Origin of the sequence: Mesorhizobium sp. RCC_202 (genome assembly GCF_041355295.1) — a bacterium.
In the GTDB taxonomy this organism is placed as follows: Bacteria; Pseudomonadota; Alphaproteobacteria; order Rhizobiales; family Rhizobiaceae; genus Mesorhizobium.
Genome location: NZ_JBFUPO010000018.1, coordinates 65,905 through 86,499, shown reverse-complemented (window position 1 = coordinate 86,499; position 20,595 = coordinate 65,905). Strand labels below are relative to the sequence as shown.

Below are 20,595 nucleotides of genomic sequence, written 5' to 3'. Positions count from 1 at the left end.
TGAGTAGTGAGTAGTGAGTAGTGAGTAGTGAGTAGTGAGTAGTGAGTAGTGAGTAGTGAGTAGTGAGTAGTGAGTAGGAAATAAAGTCCCGGTCTGATCCGTTCAATCCTATCCACTACTGACTACTCACTACTCACTACTCACCACTCACTCTTTCCTTCCGCCACGCCGCCGGCGCGACGCCAACGGCCTCGCGAAAGAAGCGCGAGAAATAGGTCGGGTCGTTGAAGCCGGTCTCGTAAGCGATGTCCTCGACTGTGCGGATGGTGAAGAGCAACAGGCGCTTGGCCTCGACCAGGCGTCTTTCGCCGATTGCCTGTCGCACGCCCGAGCCCAGCGCCTGATGCGCCGCCTTGTCGAGCAAATGCCGTGTGGTGCCGAGTTCCTCGACATAGCGCTCGACCGGCCAGTCGTCGCGAAAATGCCGGTCGATTAGCCGCCGCAATCGCCCACCAAGCGCCACGGCCGCCGGCACCGTCACAGCGTGCGATTGCGAATCGAGCCGGGCGATGTGCGACAGCGCAACCGAGATCAGCGGCGGCAGAATTTTTTCCGCACCGGCTTGCGCCTCGGCATACTCGGCCTGGATCATCTTGATCGTGTCGGTGAGCCGTTCCCACAGCGCCGTGTCGCCGCGCCCGGTGACGAAGACGGGCTGGTCGAGCGGCAGGGCGGAATGCTCGGCGATCGCGGCGAGTGCTGCGTCCGCGACCGAAACCACGATGGCGTCCGTGCCCTGCTCGATCTCGAAACCATGCACGACGCCACTTGGCATGAAACTCACCGTCGGTGCCGAAAAACTCCACGCTTCATCCTCGATCCGGTAGATGCCAGCACCGCTTACCCAGAAGGTGATCTGCGCCATTTGCGGATGCTTGTGCGCCAGAACGCGGCCGCGATGCACGGAAGCGCGGGCCTGTACAGTCTCGACATGCAGAAAGCCGACGTCGAGCGCGCGGGTTGGCTCGCCATAGACGAAGAATTCCGGAATGGCGGTCTGTGTCATCGGCTACCGGAAAAAGTCCAAGCGGTTTTGTGCTTTCGTCCATAACCCATCGCGACATCCGCGGCTACTCTTCAACGATCAAGGGAGGATCATGATGCGATCGGAAGATTATCGGGCCGACAAGTCGCGGCCGTTCACGGGCGCCGAATATCTGGCGAGCCTGCGCGACGGGCGCGAGGTCTACATCAATGGCGAGCGGATAGCCGACGTCACCAGCCATCCGGCGATGCGCAACTCGGCGCGCTCGCTGGCCCGCCTCTACGACGCGCTGCACGATCCCAAACAGCAGGCGGTGCTGACCTCGCCCACCGATACCGGCTCGGACGGTTACACCCACAAATATTTCCGCGTCGCCCATTCCTCATCCGACCTTGCCGCGCAGCAAGGCGCGATCGCGCATTGGGCGCGCATGACCTATGGCTGGATGGGCCGCACCGCCGATTACAAGGCGGCGCTGATGAACACGCTCGGCGCCAATGCCGAATGGTACGGGCCGTTCAAGGACAATGCGCGCGCCTGGCACAAACGCGCCCAGGAAGCCGTGCTGTTCATGAACCACGCCATCGTCAATCCGCCGATCGACCGCCACAAGCCTGCCGAACAGGTGAAAGACGTGTTCGTCCACATCACCAAGGAAAACGATGCCGGCATCTGGGTGTCGGGCGCCAAGGTGGTGGCGACATCGTCGGCGCTCACCCATTACAATTTCCTGGCGCAAAGCTCGGCGACGGTGACCGAGGATCCGTCGCTGTCGGTGATGTTCATCGTGCCGATGAATGCGCCCGGCATAAAGATGTTCTGCCGCGTCTCCTACGAGCAGACGGCGAACACCGTCGGTCATCCCTTCGACTATCCGCTGTCATCGCGTTTCGACGAGAACGACGCGATCCTGGTGCTCGACAATGTCTTCATCCCCTGGGAGGACGTTCTGGTGCTGCGTGACGCGCAGAAAATCCTGTCCTTCCATCCGGCGTCCGGCTTCATGCATGGCTATTGCTTCCAGGGCTGCACGCGCTTTGCCGTCAAGCTCGATTTCCTCGCCGGGCTGCTAGCCAAGGCGCTGCGCGCCACCGGCGGCGATGCCTTCCGCGGCAACCAGGCAGCACTCGGTGAAGTGATTGCGCTGCGCCACATGTTCTGGAGCTTTTCCAACGCAATGGCGCACAACCCGATCCCCTGGGCGAATGGCGCGGTGCTGCCAAACCTGGAGGCAGCGCTGGCTTACCGCACCTTTATGTCGGAGGCCTATCCGCGCGTCATCGACACGGTGCGCCGGGTGATCGCCTCCGGACTGATCTACCTGCCGTCGTCGGTGAAGGACTTCGCCAATCCCGAGATCGACCACTACCTCGCGCAATATGTGCGAGGCTCCAACGACATGGGTCATGTCGAGCGCATCAAGATCATGAAACTGTTATGGGACGCGACCGGCACCGAGTTCGGCGGCCGCCACGCGCTCTATGAGCTCAACTATGCCGGCGCGCCGGAAGAGGTGCGGCTGCAGGTGCTGAAAGGCGCCGAGCGCGGCGGACGGCTGAAGCAGATGGAGGAGTTGGTCGACCAGTGCATGGCCGACTATGACGAGAAGGGCTGGACCGGCGACACCTGGCTACCGCCGCTGACCAGTCCGGCCAACTGACGGAGGTTGGCGATGGAGCCGCAAGTGGCGAGGCTGGAATTCCGCGAGGCGATGGCGCGGGTTTGCGCGCCGGTCAACATCGTCACCACCGACGGTCCGGCCGGGCGCGGCGGCTTCACCGCCACAGCCATGTGCAGCGTCTCCGACGACCCGCCGACGCTGCTTGTATGCATGAACGAGCGCTCGGCGCAGACCGGAATGTTCCTCGCCAACCAGCGCTTCTGCGTCAACGTGCTGACCCAGTCGCACATGCATCTGGCGGCGAAATTCGCCGGCGCCATCCGCGACATGGGGGAGCGCTATCAAGCCGCGCGCTGGCAGACCATGCCGTCGGGCATGCCGGCGCTGCTCGACGCCATCGTTTCCTTCGATTGCGAGATCGGCGCGGTCAACAAGGTCGGCACGCATAATGTGATGTTCGGCCGCGTCGTCGACATCCGCCACGGCAGCGACGAAGCGGCGCTGCTTTATGTCGGCCGCAACTACATGCAGCCGAGCGCGCTGGGGAGTTTTGGCGGCTAGGATTGGCCTTCTGTCGATTCCGACTGGATCAGGCTTTCCAGCATGTCGAGCAACCGCTCATGCTCCGCGGCGCCGTAGCGCTGCTCGATCGCCTCGTAGATGGCGACGCGCTCGGGCGACAGCTCTTCGATCAGCGCCACGCCGGCCGGGCTGATGGCGAGCAAAGCGCGGCGGCCGTCATCCTTGACCTTGTTGCGGGTGATGAATTCGCGCTCTTCCATCGCCTTGATGATGCGGGTCAGGCTGGGCGGCAGGATGGAAGCACGGTTGGCAAGCTCGGTCGCTTCCAGCGGCCCGGTTTCGGCCAACACGCGAAGCACCCGCCATTGCTGCTCGGTGATGTCGTGACGGGCAAGCATCGGCCGGAAATGCGCCATGATCACTTCGCGGGCACGCAGAAGCGCCATGGGCAAGGATCGGCGGGTGCTGGTCGGCAGCAAGGTCAGGTCTCCGGCAATTGCGGTGCGACTCGCAATACTTGTGAGTTCAAAGCGAAGCTATATCCGCGATTTTGCCGAAGCGGCAATCCCGCACCAATGTTGTAGCGCACACAGAGAACGACGCTTGACATTCCGTCGTCAAGATGTAATTCACATGTTAATTAAAAAACGTGGAGGAACGCCGTGCCGCACATGGCGATCGAATATTCCGCAAATCTCGACGCGAAGGTCGACATGAGCGACCTCTGCGCGCTGGTGTCGCGCATCATCCTCGCCAGCGGCCTGTTCGAGCCGGGCGCGATCAGGGTTCGCGCCTTCCGCGCCGAGGCCTATGCAATCGCCGACCGCCTGCCCGAGAACGGCTTCATCGATATGAATTTCCGCATCGGCAAGGGACGCAGCGAAGCGGAGAAGAAAAGCGCCGGCGAAGCGATCTTCGCGGCCGTCACCGATCATCTTTCGTCGCTGTTTGCAACGCCGCATTTCGCGCTGTCGCTCGAGATCCGCGAGATCGACGCCGAGCTCAGCTGGAAGAAGAACGCCATCCATCCGCGCCTTCGTAGCAAGTAATCGCGGCGGCACGTGAGCGCGGCAGCAATCAACAGGAAAGACCCATGGCGGCATTTGACGACAATCTGAAGAAGGCCGAGGCCTATCTGGAGCGCTTCCGCCGGGATGGCGTGCTCAACCAGATCGGTGGCGAGGCGGTGCCTGCTGCCGACGGCTCGACCTATGAGACGATCTCGCCGATCGACCTGAAGCCGCTGGCAAAAGTGGCGCGCGGCAAGGCCGCCGACATCGACCGCGCCGCCAAGGCAGCCAAGGCGGCCTTCAAGGACTGGGCGGCGATCTCCGGCGACGCGCGCAAGAAGCTGATGCACAAAATCGCCGACGCCATCGTCGCGCGGGCCGAGGAGATCGCCTTCGTCGAATGCATGGACACCGGACAGTCGCTGAAGTTCATGGCCAAGGCAGCATTGCGCGGCGCCGAGAATTTCCGCTTCTACGCCGACCGCGCGCCCGAAGCGCGCGACGGCCGCTCGCTGCGCGCACCGGGCCAGCTCAACATGACGACGCGCGTGCCGATCGGTCCCGTCGGCGTGATCACGCCATGGAACACGCCGTTCATGCTGTCGACCTGGAAAATCGCACCGGCTCTGGCCGCCGGCTGCACGCTCGTGCACAAGCCGGCGGAGCTGTCGCCGCTGACCGCGCGGCTGCTGGTCGAGATCGCCGAGGAAGCAGGCCTGCCCAAGGGCGTGTGGAACCTCGTCAACGGTTTCGGTGAGGACGCCGGCCGGGCATTGACCGAGCATCCCGACATCAAGGCGATCGGCTTCGTCGGCGAAAGCCGCACCGGCTCGATGATCATGAAGCAAGGCGCCGAGACGCTGAAGCGCGTGCATTTCGAGCTTGGCGGCAAGAACCCGGTGATCGTCTTTGCCGATGCCGATCTGGAACGCGCGGCCGACGCCGCCGTCTTCATGATCTACTCGTTGAATGGCGAGCGCTGCACTTCGTCGTCGCGCCTGCTGGTCGAGGCTTCGGTGCATGACAGATTCACCGATATGGTCGCCGAGAAGGCCAGGCGCATCAAGATCGGTCATCCGCTCGATCCCGAAACCGTGGTCGGCCCGCTGATCCATCCGGTGCATGAGGAAAAGGTGCTGTCCTATATCGAGATCGGCAAATCGGAGGGCGCGGTGGTCGTCGCCGGCGGCGGCAAGTTCGCTGGTCCGGGCGGCGGCTGCTATGTCAGCCCGACGCTGTTCGTCGGCGCCACCAACAAGATGCGCATCGCCCAGGAAGAGATTTTCGGGCCGGTGCTGACCGCCATCCCGTTCAAGGACGAGGTCGAGGCGTTGGCCTTGGCCAACGACACGCAGTACGGTCTCACCGGCTACCTATGGACCTCGGACGTGACCCGCGCGCTGCGCTTCACCGACGCGCTCGACGCCGGCATGATCTGGGTGAATTCGGAGAATGTGCGCCATCTGCCGACGCCGTTCGGCGGCGTGAAAAGTTCGGGCATCGGCCGCGACGGCGGCGACTGGTCGTTCGACTTCTACATGGAAACCAAGAACATCGCGTTCGCCACGGCGCCGCATTCGATCCAGAAGCTCGGCGGCTGACCGGAGACCCATAATGGCCCTGCCCCAACCCAACCTCCACCCTGCCTTCAACATCGTGCGGCTCTCCCATGTCGAGCTTGCCGTCACCGATCTCGCCAAATCCCGCGCCTTCTATGTCGACACGCTCGGCCTGCAGGTGACCGACGAGACCAGCGGCGCGATCTATCTGCGCGCCATGGAGGAACGCGGCCACCATTGCATCGTGCTGCGCAAGGCAACCACACCGGAAGCGCGCGAACTCGGCTTCAAGGTTTTCTCTGACGAGGACCTCGACAAGGCCGAGCATTTCTTCAAGGCCAAGGGGCTGCCGGTGGAGTGGGTAGAGCGGCCTTATCAGTCGCGCACCTTCCGCACGCGCGACCCGCATGGCATTCCGCTCGAGTTCTATTCCAGGATGGAGCGGCTACCGCCAATCCACCAGAAATACACGCTCTACAAGGGCGTGAAGCCGCTGCGCATCGACCATTTCAACTGCTTCTCGCCGAATGTCGATGAATCGGCCGCCTTCTACAACGAGCTCGGCTTCCGCGTGACGGAGTACACGCAGGACGAAGCGAGCGGCAGGCTGTGGGCGGCCTGGATGCATCGCAAGGGCGGCGTGCACGACATCGCCTTCACCAATGGTGTCGGCCCGCGTCTGCACCATGTCGCCTTCTGGGTGCCGACGCCGCTCAACATCATCGACCTGCTCGATTTGATGGCGACCACCGGCTATGTCGGCAATATCGAGCGCGGCCCGGGCCGTCACGGCATCTCCAACGCGTTCTTCCTCTATATCCGCGATCCCGACAACCATCGCATCGAGATCTATTGCTCGGACTACCAGACGGTCGATCCGGACCTGGAACCGATCAAATGGGATTTGAAGGACCCGCAGCGCCAGACGCTGTGGGGCGCGCCGGCGCCGAAAAGCTGGTTCGAGGAAGGCAGTGTGTTTGCGGGCGTCGAGCCGCGAAAGTCCGACCTGGCGGCCTCGCCAATCGTGGCGCCTTGAGTCACATGGAGCTTCCAGCATGACCATGCCGCGCCTCGCCACCTTCACCGTCGGCGGCAAGACACGCTACGGCGCGGTCACCGACAAGGGCGTCGTCGATCTTTCGGCGCGCTACAGCCAGTGGCGCACGCTGCGCGAGGTGATCGAGGCAGGTGCGCTGAGGCGACTGGGCGAGGAAGCGAATGCCTACCCGGTCGACTTCCCGCTCGACGATATCAAATACGAAATCCCGGTCCCCTCCCCGGAAAAAATCATCTGTGTCGGCGTCAACTATCCGGATCGCAACGAGGAGTACAAGGACGGGCAGGCGGCGCCCGCCAATCCGTCGCTGTTCATCCGCTTCCCGCGCTCGTTCGTCGGCCATGGCGCGCCGCTGGTGCGGCCGCCGGAATCACCGCAGCTCGACTATGAGGGCGAGATCGTCATCGTCATCGGCAAGGGCGGCCGCCGGATCGCCGAGGCCGACGCGCTCGGCCACATCGCAGCGCTTTCGCTGTGCAACGAAGGCACCATCCGCGACTGGGTGCGCCACGCCAAATTCAACGTCACGCAAGGCAAGAATTTCGACCGCACCGGCTCGATCGGCCCGTGGCTGGTGCCGTTTACCGACGAGGCGCAGATCGCCGACATTGCGCTGACAACGCGCGTCAACGGCGAGGTCCGCCAGCAGGACCGCACCAGCCGCATGATCTTTTCCTTCCGCAAGATCATCAACTACATCTCGACCTTCACCACACTGGTTCCCGGCGATGTCATCGTCACCGGGACGCCGACCGGCGCCGGCGCCCGTTTCGACCCACCGGTCTGGCTGAAGCCCGGCGATGTCATCGAGATCGAGGCCGACGGCATCGGCCTGCTCAGCAATGGGGTCGTCGACGAAGGAGCCGCCCGATGATGACCGAGGCCGATGTCGAGGACGCCGCCAACAGGCTGTTCCAGGCCGAGCGCGAGCGCCGCCAGATCAGGCTGCTCAGCCTCGATTTTCCGCAAGCGACAATGGATGACGCCTACCACGTGCAGGCGGCGCTGGTGAAGCGCAAGGTCGCGTCTGGAAGGACGGTCAAGGGCTGGAAGATCGGCCTGACCTCGAAGGCGATGCAGTCGGCGCTGAGCATCGACATCCCGGATTCCGGCATCCTGTTCGACGATATGTTTTTCGCAGACGGCGGCACTGTGCCGGCCGACCGTTTCATCCAGCCCCGCATCGAGGCCGAGATCGCCTTCGTCATGAAGGCGCCGTTGGCAGGTCCGGACATATCGGTCGACGACGTGCTCGACGCCACCGACTACATCACGCCGGCGCTGGAGATCCTCGACACCCGCATCGAGCGGGCTAACAAGGAAACCGGCAAGATCCGGACTTTCTTCGACACGATCTCCGACAACGCCGCCAATGCCGGCATCGTCGTCGGCGGCCGCAAGGCCGGTCCGCGCGAGGCGGACCTGCGCTGGATCGGCGCCATCGTGTCGCGCAATGGCGAGGTCGAGGAGACGGGGCTCGGCGCCGGCGTGCTCGACCATCCGGCCAAGGGTATCGTGTGGCTCGCCAACCGGCTGCATCAATACGGCATGCGCATCGAGGCCGGACAGGTCGTGCTGTCGGGTTCCTTCATCCGTCCGGTCGAATGCCGGCATGGCGACGCGATCGTCTCGGATTTCGGCCCATACGGAACGATCCGCATCGGCTTTGCCTGATCCGGGCGATTTTCCTCAGCGGTTCCTGAAAAGAAAAAGGCCGGGCGCGAAAGCGGCCCGGCCAAGAATGAAGGTGATAACCTTCAGAGGGGAACACCATTCGGTGCAATGGGAGGAGAACACCGAACGATGCATACTATGTGGGGCCTAAGCGGTGTATTTTCCACGAACATAATTCTAAAAAAGAGCAAAAACGCGAAAAATTCTCACCTGAAGGCAGCCAAGAGTCAGCCCGTGGCCGATGCTTTTTCCAAAAGATCGGCATAGTGGCGCCGCGCCACGTCGGGATGCGAGCGCAGCCGGCTTTTCAGCACATTGGTCCCGACATTGCGGAACAGCGGATTGTCGGGGTCGCTGGCCGGGCCGCGCGCTTCCGCCGCCAGTTCCTGCGGCAGGTCGAGCAGCGGGATCGTCGCGTCGAGCCGGGCGCTGAAGAAGAACGGCACCGATATCCGCTCGATACCGGCCGGCGGTGTGACGACGCGGTGCACGGTTGCCCTGAGATAGCCGTTCGAGGCCAGCTCGAGCAGCTCGCCGATATTGACCACCAAGGTCTGAGGGATCGGGTCGACATCGACCCAGCTGCCGTCATATTCGACCTGGAGGCCCTTGTTGTCGTCCTGCAGCAGAAGCGTGAGAAACCCGCCATCCTTGTGCGCGCCGACCCCCTGGTCATCGCCGGTGGTGTCGCGGCCGGGATAGCGCACGATCTTCATGCGGTGGTTGGGCTCACTCGTGTAAATCGGATCGAAGGCGTCCTCCTTCTGGTCGAGCGAAAGCGCGAAGGCCTTAAGCAGCCGGATCGCCACGTCGGTCGCCTTGCTCTGCCAGGCAAGCAGCGCCGGCTTGAGGTCGGGAAGCGCCGCCGGCCACTGGTTCGGGCCTTGCAGCCGCGTCCAGGCTGGCACGCCCGGCCCTTGCGGGATCGTCGCGCGCTCAACGCCAATGTCGAGCTGCTCGCGCCAGTCGGCCCTGCCTTTGGTCAGCTCGCCGCCGGCGCGCGTATAGCCGCGGAACTGCGGCGACTTCGCCATTTCGATGCCAAGCTTGTCCGCCTCCGGCAGGGCGAAGAAGCCGCGCGCGGCGCCGAGCACCGCATCGATCTCCGACTGCGTTATGCCGTGTCCCGTAAGGTAGAAGAAGCCGACATCGCGGGCGGCGGTGCGTAGATCGAAAAGAAAGGTCCGCAACTCCGAGGCGCCCTGCTCCAAGCGTTCGAGATCAAGCACCGGAATTATTCTGGGCATGGACAGGCTCCTCTTGGCGAAACTCTTGTTTTCGCAATTCCGGACGGAAAACCGCTGCGCACTTTTCCTGGAATTGCTCCTGCGACCCCACCGCACGATGCCATGCGCGTCATTGCGGGTGAAGAAACGCATCGACCAATCTCATTGCAAACGCAGCAAGCCGGCGCTCAATTCCCGGCTTTTGCGGCAAATTGCGTTCCCTCCAGGGCTGCTCTTCATCCGCGACGATCGAGCCGCGCGACCAGCCGGTCGCCGATCCACTGGATGCCGCAGACCATAATGATCAGGACGATGACCACCGCGATCATGACGTTGGTCTCGAAGCGCTGATAGCCGTAACGGATGGCGAGATCGCCGAGCCCGCCGGCGCCGATGGCGCCGGCCATGGCGGAAGCGCCGACCAGCGTCACCAATGTCACCGTAAAGCCGGCGACGATACCGGGCAGCGCTTCTGGCACCAGAACCTCGCGGATGATCGTCCAGCGGTTGCCGCCCATGGCGCGCGCCGCTTCGATCAGGCCGTGATCGACCTCGCGCAGCGAGACTTCGGCGATGCGGGCATAATAGGGCGTCGCCGCGATCGACAGCGGCACGATCGCGGCCCAGGTGCCGATCGAGGTGCCGACGATCAGCCGCGTCACCGGAATCAGCGCGACCAGAAGGATGATAAAGGGCACCGAGCGGAAGCCGTTGATGAGCGCGGCTAAAATGCGGTTCACCCAGAGGTTTTCGGCGATGCCGCCGCGATCGGTGGCGACCAGCGCCAGGCCGAGCGGCAGGCCGAAGATCAGCGAGATCAGGCCGGATGCGCCGGTCATCAATACGGTTTCCCAGATCGAGCGCAGGAGAAGTTCAAACAGGACTGGCGACATGGCCAAGCACCTCCACCCGCGCATCGCGGTCTTTGAGGAACGCGATTACCGCTGCCAGATGCGCGGCATCGGTTCCGGGAACGGACAGGAACAGCGTGCCGACAGGCTGGCGCTGCACGTGGTCGATGCCGCCATGCACGAGGCGGAACGGGCCAGGCACGGCGGCGCTCAGATCGGACAGAAGCGGACCATGCGCGGCCTGGCCGGCGACGTCGATCCTGAGGATCGTTTCAGCACCTTCGCCGGCGGCGAGCCGGCTGGCGATCTCCGGCGGCAGCTGCGGCCGAATGGCGCCGAGCAGGCTGCGCGTGATCTCCGATTTCGGATTGGCGAAGACCTGCCAGACAGCGCCCTCCTCGACGATGCGCCCAGCATCGATCACCGCCACGCGGTCGGCGATCGATCGGATCACCTCCATCTCATGGGTGATGAGCAGGATGGTGAGGCCGAGCCTGGCATTGATGTCCTTCAACAGCGCCAGGATCGAGCGTGTCGTCTCGGGATCGAGCGCCGAGGTCGCCTCGTCGGACAACAGCAGCGCCGGCCGTGCGGCGAGCGCCCTGGCGATGCCGACACGCTGTTTTTGCCCACCCGACAGCGACGCGGGATAGGCTTGCGCTTTCTCTGACAGGCCGACCAATTGCAAAAGCTCGGCCGCGCGCGCCAGGCGTTCGGCGCGGGGCCGGCCCTCGATCTTGAGCGGCAGCGCGACGTTCTCCTCCACAGTCTTCGCCGACAGGAGATTGAAGTGCTGGAAGACCATGCCGATGCGGCGGCGCAGCGGCTGCAGATCGCGCTCGCCGAGACGGCTGATCTCGCGGGCCTCGATGAAGACCTCGCCGGAATCCGGCCGCTCCAGGCCGTTGAGGCAGCGGATCAGCGTCGACTTGCCGGCGCCGCTGCGGCCTATGATGCCAAGGATCTCGCCCTTCTGCACCGTGAGCGAAACGCCGTCGAGCGCCGGCGTCGCGCCAAACCGACGCTTGAGGTCGACAAGGCGGACGACGTCTTCCCTCACCACGGGATTGGTGGTGATGGGACCGTCCAATTCGGCTGTCACATGCAGGTTCATATCTTCATCCATTTCGATGGCCCACAAATGCGTTGGCGGCCCGCTCGAAAGCGGACCGCCTGCTCTTGTCAGCCATGCCCGATCAATAGGCGCTGATCCCGGTGCCCTTGTAGACCTTGTCGAATTCGGCCTTCACCGTTTCGTTCTGGTAGGAGGCGACCAGCGTCTTCACCCAGGCCTCGTTTTCGTTGCCGGCCTTGACGGCGATGAAGTTGCGGTAGGGATTATCGGCCACCGGTTCCTGCGCGATACGGTTTTCCGGACCGAGGCCGCTCTTCAGCGCCCAGTCGGTGTTGACCACGGCGGCGTCGAGATCCTCGACCGAGCGGCCGACGATGCCGGCATCGAGTTCCTTGATCTCGACCTTCTTCGGGTTCTCCGCAATGTCGGCGGTCGTCGCCAGGATGCCGGTGCCGTCCTTCAGCTTGATCACGCCTTCGTTCTGCAGCACGTGCAGCGCGCGGCCCTCATTGGAGGGGTCGTTCGGCAGGCCGATGACGGCGCCTTCCGGCAGGTCCGCGACCTTGGTGAATTTCTTCGAATAGAGGCCGATCGGCCAGACGCCTGTATAGCCGACCGGCACGATGTGGTAGCCCTGCGTCTTGATCTGGTTGTCGAGATAAGGCTTGTGCTGGAAGGCGTTGGCGTCGATCTCGCCGCGCTCCAGCGCCTCATTGGGCTGGGTGTAGTCGTTGAAGACGACGGTCTCGATCGTCAGCCCTTTCTTGGCCGCCTCGGCGGTGACGACGCGCCACACATCCTCGTCCTCGCCGCTGATGATGCCGACCTTGATCGCCTTCTTGTCCTCGGCGAAGGACGGCGGCGCGGTGAGCCCGACAACGGCAAATGTCGTGGCGAGCAGCACGGCAAGTCCGGCGCGCCTGGTGATTGACGTAAGGAGAGAATTTGAAGCGTCGAACATAATGCGTTCCTTGAAATCCTGAAATCAGTTCGGCCCGGCGGGATGCGAAGCCTTGATCTCAGGATCATCAATGCTGCCTCATTAGGCAAAGAAGCGCTTTTCTTCTCAAACGACGCCCGGGAAATATTCTCTCAAAGATTTTATCACTGGGAGCACACAGCCTGCTGGCACGCCGGTTTTGACCTGGCGAGAGTCGAAGCGGCGGACGCTTATCAGGCCCGCTGTGCGGCGCGCCACGACAATCGGCCATTGCCCCGCAGGCGAGGCAGGGTCGGCAGGCCTCTCGCTTCCCTCGAACCGAAGCCTAATCGCGCCAGGCAGGCTCGCGCCAGGGCCGCATTGCTGTCGACGACGAACAATCCTGCCGAATCGCTCAAGCTGGCGGCCACCACCGACAGTTCGGTGCAGCCCAGAAGTGCCGCATCGGCGCCGGCCATCTGCGCGAGGTCAAGCGCGCGTTCGGTCTCGGCCGCGGCTTTAGCGATCGAGCCTGCCTTGACGAGGCCGATCGCGCTGTCCACGCGCTCCTGAAACTCCGCGCCCGGCGGAAGGCAGGGCTCGAAGCCGCCCGCCTTTATCCTGTCCTGATAGAAGCCCGAGACGAGCGTGCCCCGGGTGGCGAGGTTCGCAACTCGGCCCCGGCCGAGGCGGCGGCGGATTTCAGTCACCACCGCGTCGCCGATATGGATGATTTCCGCCCGCGAGCTTGCCGCCAGCCTGTCGAACCAATGATGGGCGGTGTTGCACGGCATGGCGATGCAATCGACGCCGAGTTCGTTGAGCGTCGAGACCGCCGCTTTCAATGGCGCCAGCGGCCCGTCATGGTTGGCAAGGATCGCTTCGGTCCTGTCGGGCAATTGCGGGACGCTGAGGATGACGGCCGGCACATGTTCATTGTCACGAAGCGCCTCGGTCATCCGGGTCAGCTTGAAGTAGAAATCAGCCGACGCGAGCGGTCCGAGGCCGCCGATGATGCCAAGCCGGGGGCGGATCGTCTCGTCGATCATCGGGCCGGCTCTGCTTCGGCCTCTGCCGAGGCCGCTTCAGTGGACTGCGCCGCCTCCCTGTGGCTCGGCGCGATCATCGCCGTGCTCGCCGCGACGGTGCAGACGCTGGAGAGCGTCATGAATGTATCGACCGCGGCATCAACCGCGACGAACAGGGCGAACGCTGCCTCGAAGGGAAGCTTGAGGTAACCGCAGACGATGGCCATTTGGGAAATGATGAGCAGGCTGCCCATGCCGCCGGTGGTGAGGGCCAGAAGCGCCGACACGATGCCGACGAGCAAAAGATCCGGGATCGCCAGCGGATGACCGTAGAGCTGGGCAATGAACAGAGCGCCCGAGGTGTAGACGAGCGCCGGTCCAGTTCGCAGCAGGGCGGCCTGCAGCGGCACCAGCAGTTCGACGACCACCAGGTTGAAGCGCAATCGTTCGCCCAGCAGATTGATGACCCATGGCAGCGAGGCGACCGAAGAGCGTGTGGTGATGGCGACCATCAGAAGCGGCTGGCAGGTCTTGATCGTGGTCCAGTAGCTGCGGCGCGACCGAATCGCGATGACTGCAAACGCGCCGGCCAGGAATGTCAGGCATGAAAGCCCCATCACGAGCAGGTAGCCGCCCATCAAGGCGAGCGGCTTGGTTCCCGTCGAGGCGGTCTGGTCGGCGATTAGGATGAAGGTCGCGAACGGCAAGCCCCAGATGAACCAGTTGGTCAGCACCGTGCAGGCCCGGTAAACCGCGTTCAGCGCCTGCGACAGGCTCATGGACGAGGGTTGTGGGACTTTGCCCATCGCCAATCCGAAAAGCAGGCAGAACAGCAGGACCTGGATGGTCTGGCCCGAGGCCAGCGCGTTGAAGACGTTGTTCGGCACCAGGTCCATGAAGATCGAATGTCCGCCAATCGGATCCGCGCTTGCCGGCGGCGGCTGGAACGGGAATGCGAGATCGGTGGACACGCTGCCCTGCGAATTGATGAACTCGCCGAGCTCGATGCGCGACTGCGGATTCTCGATCTGCCCCGGCTTCAGGATCAGCGAATAGGTGCCGCTGACCATTACCGCGAGAAAAGATACGACCAGCACGGCAAGGCCGACCTTGCCGAGATAGCGGACTGATTTCGGATCCTGCACCATCGCCGTGATCGAGAATATGACGGACGAGACCAGGTAAGGCAGCACGACCATCTTGAGGAAATTCAGATAGATCTGCGCGGCGGGGCTGATGGCGTGGGCGAACTCCGGATAGTAGAGGCCGCACAGAATCCCGGCCAGGATCATGATGACCGTCGTCAGGGGCGAGCGCAGGACGCGCTTCGCCGCGAGGCGCCAGTCGAGAGATAGTGGGTCAGCAGTTGCTTCGGAGACCGCCATGGTCAGGCTTTGCTCCCCTGGCGATAGCGCGCGATGATCTCGTCGGTGTTGAGAACCTGGCGACCGCGCGCAAGATCGAGATAAAGATCGACAAAGGCCGCCAGATGCGGATTGTCCGGCCGCACGCCAATCGCGATGGTGTCGACCTTGTCGGTCAGCGTGATCGAGCGCGCCACGACCGTCATCGACGGATCGTCGACCATCAGCTTCTTGATCTCGAAATCGTCGCGATAGGCCATGTCGATCGTGCCGTTGCGGATCGCGTCGATGACCAGGTCCCAACTCGCGAAGCGGCTGATTTGCGCGTGCGGGAAGGTCGAGGGCGCGTAGGCGGCGAAGGAAGAGCCTTCGATCACGCCGAGATCGCCCGAGAAATCGCGGATGATCTGTTCCGGCGGCCTGCCTTGCGCGATCCGCGCCAGATTGAGGCGGTTGGCGATGAGCCCCTGGTGCAGCATGGCGTAGGGCTGAGAGTAGACGATGGATCGGCCGCGCTGAAGGGTTCGGCTGAGTTTACCGATAGCCAAGTCCGCCTGACCGGAACTCACCTGCTTCACCATGCCGTCGAAAGTTGCGGCGGATCGATCGAACACCGGCACGACGCCAATCGCCGCGGCGATGCCGCGGGCGAGTTCCATGTCTATGCCCTTGTCCCCCGAGCCGTCGGCCGGAAAAAACGGATCGGAGGCGAAGGCCGGCATGGCGATGCGCAGCCCGTTGTCGTCCACGACTGGCTTCGGAATGTCCTGCGCCTGCCCTGGCGTGGCCGCCGCCTGCGCGATAAGCAGCCCGCCGCCTCCGGCTGTAAGCAGGGTACGACGTGTAAGCGGCATGCGTTCCTGAACCGTGCGGGGATAGCCAAACAGATAAGACTGCCTATTCCGCAGTATGCATGCCGAAGTTAAACAATGGTATATTTACATTGCGCCATTTTATGTGGCGAATGGAGGTGAGTTACTACAGAATATTATAAAGTACTAATGATTCCTGCTCCTCAAGGGCGAGCATCATCTTCCTCAAGCGGCAATCGAGCGGAGCCGTCAGAACGTCTCGACCCATGGCCTCAGTTCGACCTCGAAGCTCCAGGCGCTGCGATGCTGGCGATGTGTCGCAAGATAGGTTTCGGCGATCGCATCGGGCGACAGATGGCTATCCGGCCGATCGGGCGTCCGGGCAGACGATGCGATCTGGCCGTCGATGATGAAATGCGCGACATGGATGTTCTTTGGCCCGAGTTCGCGCGCCATCGACTGCGCCAGCCCGCGCAGGCCGAATTTCGGCATGGCGAAACCGGCCGAGCCAGGGAAGCCCTTGATGCTTGCCGAGGCGCCGGTGAACAGGATCGAGCCCGAGCCGCGCGCGAGAAGCCGCCGCGCCGCGTGCTGGCCGACCAGGAAGCCGCCATAGGCGCCGACCAGCAGCGACTGCTTGACGGCCTCGGGATCGAGTTCGGCGATCGGGCCTCGGGTGCGGCCGCTGGCGTTGAAGACGGCAAGCTCGAGCGGGCCGGCTTTGTCGGCCGCTTCGAACAGCCTTTCGACGGAAGCGACGTCGGAGACGTCTGTTTCCACGGCTGACGCACCTGTATCCTTGATGAGAGCGCCGAGCTTGTCGACATTGCGGGCGGCAAGCACGACGTGAAGACCTTCCTTGCTCAGAAGGCGCGCCAGCGAAGCGCTGAGCCCGGCTCCAGCACCCGCGATCACTGCGACATTGGCTGCCATGACATCTGCTCCTTGCAATCTGGTTGTTCGGCCGACGCCGACGATCGGGCAGACAAGCGCCTTCGGCGGCAAGAGGCAAGGACGTGGTTGCTCGATTTTCGCCGTTTGGCGCAAAAGGCCACCTTGCGTGGCTGCGGCGCCAAGACTTGCCTGCCGGGCCGATCCGTCCGAAACGTGAATCAAGGGTGATTCGAGGAACGATCATGGAACCAATCTGGGCCGTCGGCCTGATGACCGGCACCGTGCTTGACGGCAATATCGACGTGGCGCTGATCAAGACGGACGGCGAGCGTATCGCCGACACCGGCACTTACACCTTGGCCCCCTACCCGCAATCGATCCGCATGCTTTTAGAGGAGACGCTGCGCCAGGCGCGCGCCTGGAATTTCGACGGACCCGAGCCGGCGATCTTCCGCGAGGCCGAGGAGGCGCTGACGCGCGCGCAATCGGTCGCGGTCAGGAACCTGGTCGAGAGCCAGGGCATGACCATGACCGATATCGGCGTCGTCGGCTTCCACGGCCAGACGGTGCTGCACCGCGCGCCGCAGCCTGGAAAGATCGGCAGGACGCGCCAGCTCGGCGACGGCGAATTGATGGCAGCACTTCTCGGCACCCAGGTCGCCTATGATTTCCGCTCGGCCGACGTGGCGGCGGGCGGCCAGGGCGCGCCTTTGGCCGCCGCCTACCACGCGGCGCTGCTTAAGGAGGCTGACGCCAGCGGCGACACCGCCGTCCTCAATCTCGGCGGCGTCGGCAACATCACCTGGTGGGACGGCAAGGACGCAATCGTCGCTTTCGACACCGGTCCGGCCAATGCGCCGGTCAACGATTTCATCAAGGCGAAGGGCCTCGGCGAAATGGACCGCGACGGCAAGCTGGCCGCCGCCGGCAAGGTCGATGAGGCGCGGCTCGCGCGGCTGCTGCAGCACTCTTACCTGACAAAACCCTATCCGAAATCGCTCGATCGCTTCGACTTCACCGCTTCGATGGCGGAAGGATTGAGCGCCGAGGATGGCGCCGCGACATTGACGGCCTTCACCGTCTCTGCCGTCGGCAAGGCGCTCGACCTGTTGCCGTACCGGCCGAGGCGGCTGGCGGTGAGCGGCGGCGGCCGCCACAACCCGACCATGATGGCAATGCTCGGCCAACGCGCTGGCGTCGAGGTCGTCCAGGCCGAGACACTTGGCTGGAAGGGCGATGCGGTGGAAGCGGAGTGTTTTGCCTTCCTCGCCGTGCGCGTGCTGCGCGGCCTGCCGATCAGCTTCCCAAGCACCACCGGCGCGCCTGAGCCGATGCGTGGCGGCAAGCTCGCGGGTTAAGACAACTTCTTCTGCAGGAAGATACGACTGCGGCCGACCGGGAAATCGGGCAGCGACCCGAACGGCTCATAGCCCTGGCGGCGATAAACTTTCTCGGCGGTCGGATTGAACGTGTCGATCAAGGCGCCGTGGCAGCCGCGTGCCATCGCTTCCCGCTCGGCGGCGTCGAGCATGCTGGCGGCAACGCGCTGGCCGCGCAGCTTCTCATCGACCCACAGCCACTGCACATAGAGCCAGCCCCAGGCCGTATAGCCGGAAATGCCGGCGACCATCGCGCCAGCCTCACCGCGCACGAAGACGGCCAGCGGTTTTCGGCCTGAAGCGCCGACATCGCGATCATTGAAGGCAGTCAGGCTCTCGCTCAACAAAGCGAGGTCCTGGGCCAAGGGTTCGGCGGTGATCTCAAGCGTCGTCTTCATGGCATCTCCGCTCCGGCCGATCCTGGGCCAAGGCATATCGAAAGACCGGAGGTTTGGGCAAGCCGGCCACGGTCCGCAAAAATTTCCTCACATCACGTATCCCACGGCGCGCCTCGTACGTCCTAGGGGGTGTCCACGCAACGGGAAAAACTTTGATGAGGAAATTGATCGTCGGCAGCTTCATTTCGCTCGACGGTGTCGTCGAGGCGCCCATGAACTGGGCATCGCCCTTCTTTGTCGGAGATGCGCTGGAGCATTCCTACCGGAAAGCCGGCGAAGCGGAGTACTTCCTGCTTGGACGCGTGACTTACGAGCTGTTCTCCAGCCGATGGCCGCAGATCCAGGGCAAGTATATGGACCGCATGAACGGGATGAAAAAGCTGGTCGCGTCACGGACCTTGAAGGAGGTTGGCTGGAACGCTTCCCTGATCGAAGGCGAGGCCGCGGACGGTCTAGCCGCGATCAAGGCGCAGGATGGCGGCGACATCTTGAAGTACGGGATCAGCCAATTCGATCAGGCCCTGCTCGCAAGCGAGCTCGTCGATGAATATCAACTGTCGATCGTGCCGACGCGGGTCGGTGCCGGAAAGCGCGCGTTCCAGGACGTCGATCCGTCCCTGGTCAGGTTGGAACTCACGGACACACACCGGTTCGAAAGCGGCGTCGTGACGCTGACCTATCGCGTGCTGAAATGACGTTGGCGCGCGCATTGATCCCCATGCATGACCGCAAGAATCCTTCTGGCGACACGTATCCTTTTCTCGCCGGCGTCCGTCCTTGAGTTAGACCGGCGACCGTGCCGGTCGACAAAAAACGCGGAGAGAGAGGAAACATGCTGAAAACCTACGCAGGAAGCTGCCATTGCGGCAAAGTCCGGTTCGAGGCCGATATCGACCTCGCCCAGGGAACGGTCAAATGCAATTGTTCGACATGTACCAAGACGCGCTCCTGGATCGGGCTCGTCGGCCCGCAACACTATCGGCTCCTGTCCGGAGCCGAAGCGCAGACCGAATATCAGTGGATCCCGCCTGGCCAGGAGCGGTCCACCATCGAATATCATTTCTGCGCGACCTGCGGCACGCGGATGCCGGCGCGAGGCGATATTCCAATGCTGGGCGGCATCGTCATCGCCATTCCGATCGCAGCGCTCGACGGCGTCGATCCGGATGAACTGGCGGCGGCGCCAGTAATGTATGCCGACGGCAGACATGATCGCTTCGATCGGACTCCCGATGACATCAGGACGATGTAAGATGCGTCGCATCGCCAGCCTGGGCAGCACGCGCATGACAAGGTTCCGGACGGCATGAAGATGCAGCCAAGACTTGAGCCTACCCGGTTCTTCGACGTTCGCTACGCCGCATTCCTGGAAACGGTTGTGTATTTGCGTGGACCGCTGCATCGCTATTGCGCGCGCATGACGGGCTCCGTGCTGGATGGCGAAGACGTCATGCAGGAAACGCTGTTCGAGATCTATCGCAAGATCGACAAGCTCGATGATCCGCGCGCGCTTCGGCCCTGGCTGTTTCGCACCGCGCATAACCGCTGCATCGATTTCCTGCGCAGCCGGCAGGCGCGCCAGCGCGCCGAGGCCAATCTCGCGGTCGACGAGATCGTTCTGCCGGTCGAGCCGGCCGGCCAGGGCGCCGATCGCGCTATCGAGCGGCTGGTGATCCATTTGCCGCCGAAGGAGCGGGCCTGCGTCTTGCTGAAGGACGTTTTCGATCATTCGCTGGAAGAGATCGCCGATCGCGTCGGCTCGACGGTCGGCGGCGTCAAGGCGGCGCTGAGCCGGGGGCGAGCCAAGCTCGCCGCATTGCCCAGCGAGCCAGTGATCCGCCTCGAGCCACGACGGGATCCGCAGCTTGTAAAATTGCTCCAGCGCTATGTCGAACTGTTCAACCGCCGGGACTGGGATGGCGTTCGGGCCCTGACCAGCGAGGACGCGCAATTGCAGGTCTCGGATTGCTTCAAGGGCCCGTTGTCGCAATCGCCTTATTTCGTCGAATATGAAAACGGCAAGACGAACTGGGCAGTGGCGATCGGCACAGTCGATGGCGAGACCGTCTTGCTTGTGCTGCACCAAGGCGAGAGCGGCTGGTATCCGGCCTATCCGGTCCGAATCGAAGCCGCCGACGGCACCATCCAACAGATCAGCGACTATTATGCCTGTCCGTGGCTGCTGAAGGCGGCAGGCAGGGTCTCCATCGCGAGCTGACGG

The 20,595-nt window shown here is 63.4% G+C and carries 22 protein-coding genes; 11 read left to right on the top strand and 11 right to left on the bottom strand.

Going from position 1 to position 20,595, the window contains the following annotated elements; genetic code table 11:
* Window positions 1-136: 136 nt before the first annotated feature.
* Entirely contained in the window at window positions 137-1,006 is an 870-nt protein-coding gene (locus AB6802_RS28825; RefSeq protein WP_371013607.1) for a helix-turn-helix domain-containing protein, read from the bottom strand.
* A 94-nt stretch (window positions 1,007-1,100) separates the two neighbouring features.
* On the opposite strand from AB6802_RS28825, the gene AB6802_RS28820 reads away from it, so the two are divergent.
* Together AB6802_RS28820 and AB6802_RS28815 are read left to right on the top strand one after the other, a co-directional pair.
* The gene (locus tag AB6802_RS28820; RefSeq protein WP_371013606.1) at window positions 1,101-2,645 is read left to right on the top strand and encodes a 4-hydroxyphenylacetate 3-hydroxylase N-terminal domain-containing protein; all 1,545 of its coding nucleotides are present in this window, start codon (window positions 1,101-1,103) and stop codon (window positions 2,643-2,645) included.
* 12 nt (window positions 2,646-2,657) lie between these two features.
* Window positions 2,658-3,167, top strand: coding sequence for a flavin reductase (locus AB6802_RS28815; protein ID WP_371013605.1), 510 nt, complete (start codon window positions 2,658-2,660; stop codon window positions 3,165-3,167).
* Here AB6802_RS28815 and hpaR read toward each other — a convergent pair.
* Entirely contained in the window at window positions 3,164-3,574 is a 411-nt protein-coding gene (gene hpaR, locus AB6802_RS28810; protein ID WP_371013604.1) for a homoprotocatechuate degradation operon regulator HpaR, read from the bottom strand. The genes AB6802_RS28815 and hpaR overlap by 4 nt on opposite strands.
* A gap of 216 nt (window positions 3,575-3,790) precedes the next feature.
* Between hpaR and AB6802_RS28805 the strand changes: the two genes are divergently transcribed.
* Genes AB6802_RS28805 through hpaH form a run of 5 tightly spaced genes read left to right on the top strand, consistent with a single transcriptional unit; the run spans window position 3,791 to window position 8,428 of the window.
* Window positions 3,791-4,177 (top strand): 5-carboxymethyl-2-hydroxymuconate Delta-isomerase, encoded by a 387-nt coding sequence (locus tag AB6802_RS28805; RefSeq protein WP_371013603.1) that lies wholly within the window; start codon window positions 3,791-3,793, stop codon window positions 4,175-4,177.
* 44 nt (window positions 4,178-4,221) lie between these two features.
* Window positions 4,222-5,739, top strand: coding sequence for a 5-carboxymethyl-2-hydroxymuconate semialdehyde dehydrogenase (gene hpaE / locus AB6802_RS28800; RefSeq protein ID WP_371013602.1), 1,518 nt, complete (start codon window positions 4,222-4,224; stop codon window positions 5,737-5,739).
* A gap of 13 nt (window positions 5,740-5,752) precedes the next feature.
* Complete coding sequence (gene hpaD, locus AB6802_RS28795) at window positions 5,753-6,733, top strand: 3,4-dihydroxyphenylacetate 2,3-dioxygenase (protein ID WP_371013601.1); 981 nt, start codon at window positions 5,753-5,755, stop codon at window positions 6,731-6,733.
* 19 nt (window positions 6,734-6,752) lie between these two features.
* A complete protein-coding gene (locus AB6802_RS28790) occupies window positions 6,753-7,628 on the top strand; it encodes a fumarylacetoacetate hydrolase family protein (RefSeq protein WP_371013600.1) in 876 nt (291 codons plus the stop codon).
* Window positions 7,625-8,428, top strand: coding sequence for a 2-oxo-hept-4-ene-1,7-dioate hydratase (gene hpaH / locus AB6802_RS28785; protein ID WP_371013599.1), 804 nt, complete (start codon window positions 7,625-7,627; stop codon window positions 8,426-8,428). The genes AB6802_RS28790 and hpaH overlap by 4 nt, the downstream gene beginning before the upstream one ends.
* Before the next feature lie 227 nt (window positions 8,429-8,655).
* On the opposite strand, the gene AB6802_RS28780 is transcribed toward hpaH, so the two are convergent.
* From AB6802_RS28780 to AB6802_RS28745, 8 genes are all read right to left on the bottom strand, one after another.
* Window positions 8,656-9,675, bottom strand: coding sequence for an isopenicillin N synthase family dioxygenase (locus AB6802_RS28780; protein ID WP_371013598.1), 1,020 nt, complete (start codon window positions 9,673-9,675; stop codon window positions 8,656-8,658).
* 215 nt (window positions 9,676-9,890) lie between these two features.
* Window positions 9,891-10,547: a methionine ABC transporter permease gene (locus AB6802_RS28775; protein ID WP_371013597.1), complete on the bottom strand. Its 657-nt coding sequence runs from the start codon at window positions 10,545-10,547 to the stop codon at window positions 9,891-9,893.
* A complete protein-coding gene (locus AB6802_RS28770; protein ID WP_371013596.1) occupies window positions 10,528-11,619 on the bottom strand; it encodes a methionine ABC transporter ATP-binding protein in 1,092 nt (363 codons plus the stop codon). Before AB6802_RS28770 ends, AB6802_RS28775 begins: the two co-directional genes overlap by 20 nt.
* Before the next feature lie 82 nt (window positions 11,620-11,701).
* Window positions 11,702-12,541 carry a MetQ/NlpA family lipoprotein gene (locus tag AB6802_RS28765; protein WP_371013595.1) on the bottom strand — a complete coding sequence of 280 codons (840 nt, stop codon included), beginning with the start codon at window positions 12,539-12,541 and terminating at the stop codon, window positions 11,702-11,704.
* Window positions 12,542-12,753: 212 nt separating this feature from the next.
* Window positions 12,754-13,548: an aspartate/glutamate racemase family protein gene (locus AB6802_RS28760; RefSeq protein WP_371013594.1), complete on the bottom strand. Its 795-nt coding sequence runs from the start codon at window positions 13,546-13,548 to the stop codon at window positions 12,754-12,756.
* Window positions 13,545-14,912 carry a dicarboxylate/amino acid:cation symporter gene (locus AB6802_RS28755; RefSeq protein WP_371013593.1) on the bottom strand — a complete coding sequence of 456 codons (1,368 nt, stop codon included), beginning with the start codon at window positions 14,910-14,912 and terminating at the stop codon, window positions 13,545-13,547. The genes AB6802_RS28760 and AB6802_RS28755 overlap by 4 nt, the downstream gene beginning before the upstream one ends.
* A gap of 2 nt (window positions 14,913-14,914) precedes the next feature.
* Window positions 14,915-15,745, bottom strand: coding sequence for a substrate-binding periplasmic protein (locus tag AB6802_RS28750; RefSeq protein ID WP_371013592.1), 831 nt, complete (start codon window positions 15,743-15,745; stop codon window positions 14,915-14,917).
* Window positions 15,746-15,952: 207 nt separating this feature from the next.
* Window positions 15,953-16,636 (bottom strand): SDR family NAD(P)-dependent oxidoreductase, encoded by a 684-nt coding sequence (locus AB6802_RS28745; RefSeq protein WP_371013591.1) that lies wholly within the window; start codon window positions 16,634-16,636, stop codon window positions 15,953-15,955.
* 203 nt (window positions 16,637-16,839) lie between these two features.
* Between AB6802_RS28745 and AB6802_RS28740 the strand changes: the two genes are divergently transcribed.
* Window positions 16,840-17,955: an anhydro-N-acetylmuramic acid kinase gene (locus AB6802_RS28740; protein WP_371013590.1), complete on the top strand. Its 1,116-nt coding sequence runs from the start codon at window positions 16,840-16,842 to the stop codon at window positions 17,953-17,955.
* On the opposite strand, the gene AB6802_RS28735 is transcribed toward AB6802_RS28740, so the two are convergent.
* Window positions 17,952-18,374, bottom strand: coding sequence for a GNAT family N-acetyltransferase (locus tag AB6802_RS28735; RefSeq protein WP_371013589.1), 423 nt, complete (start codon window positions 18,372-18,374; stop codon window positions 17,952-17,954). The genes AB6802_RS28740 and AB6802_RS28735 overlap by 4 nt on opposite strands.
* A gap of 155 nt (window positions 18,375-18,529) precedes the next feature.
* Between AB6802_RS28735 and AB6802_RS28730 the strand changes: the two genes are divergently transcribed.
* From AB6802_RS28730 to AB6802_RS28720, 3 genes are all read left to right on the top strand, one after another.
* Window positions 18,530-19,069 carry a dihydrofolate reductase family protein gene (locus tag AB6802_RS28730; protein WP_371013610.1) on the top strand — a complete coding sequence of 180 codons (540 nt, stop codon included), beginning with the start codon at window positions 18,530-18,532 and terminating at the stop codon, window positions 19,067-19,069.
* Between the two features lie 101 nt (window positions 19,070-19,170).
* Window positions 19,171-19,626, top strand: coding sequence for a GFA family protein (locus AB6802_RS28725; RefSeq protein ID WP_371013588.1), 456 nt, complete (start codon window positions 19,171-19,173; stop codon window positions 19,624-19,626).
* Window positions 19,627-19,686: 60 nt separating this feature from the next.
* Window positions 19,687-20,592 carry a sigma-70 family RNA polymerase sigma factor gene (locus tag AB6802_RS28720; protein ID WP_371013587.1) on the top strand — a complete coding sequence of 302 codons (906 nt, stop codon included), beginning with the start codon at window positions 19,687-19,689 and terminating at the stop codon, window positions 20,590-20,592.
* The last annotated feature ends 3 nt before the right edge of the window (window positions 20,593-20,595 follow it).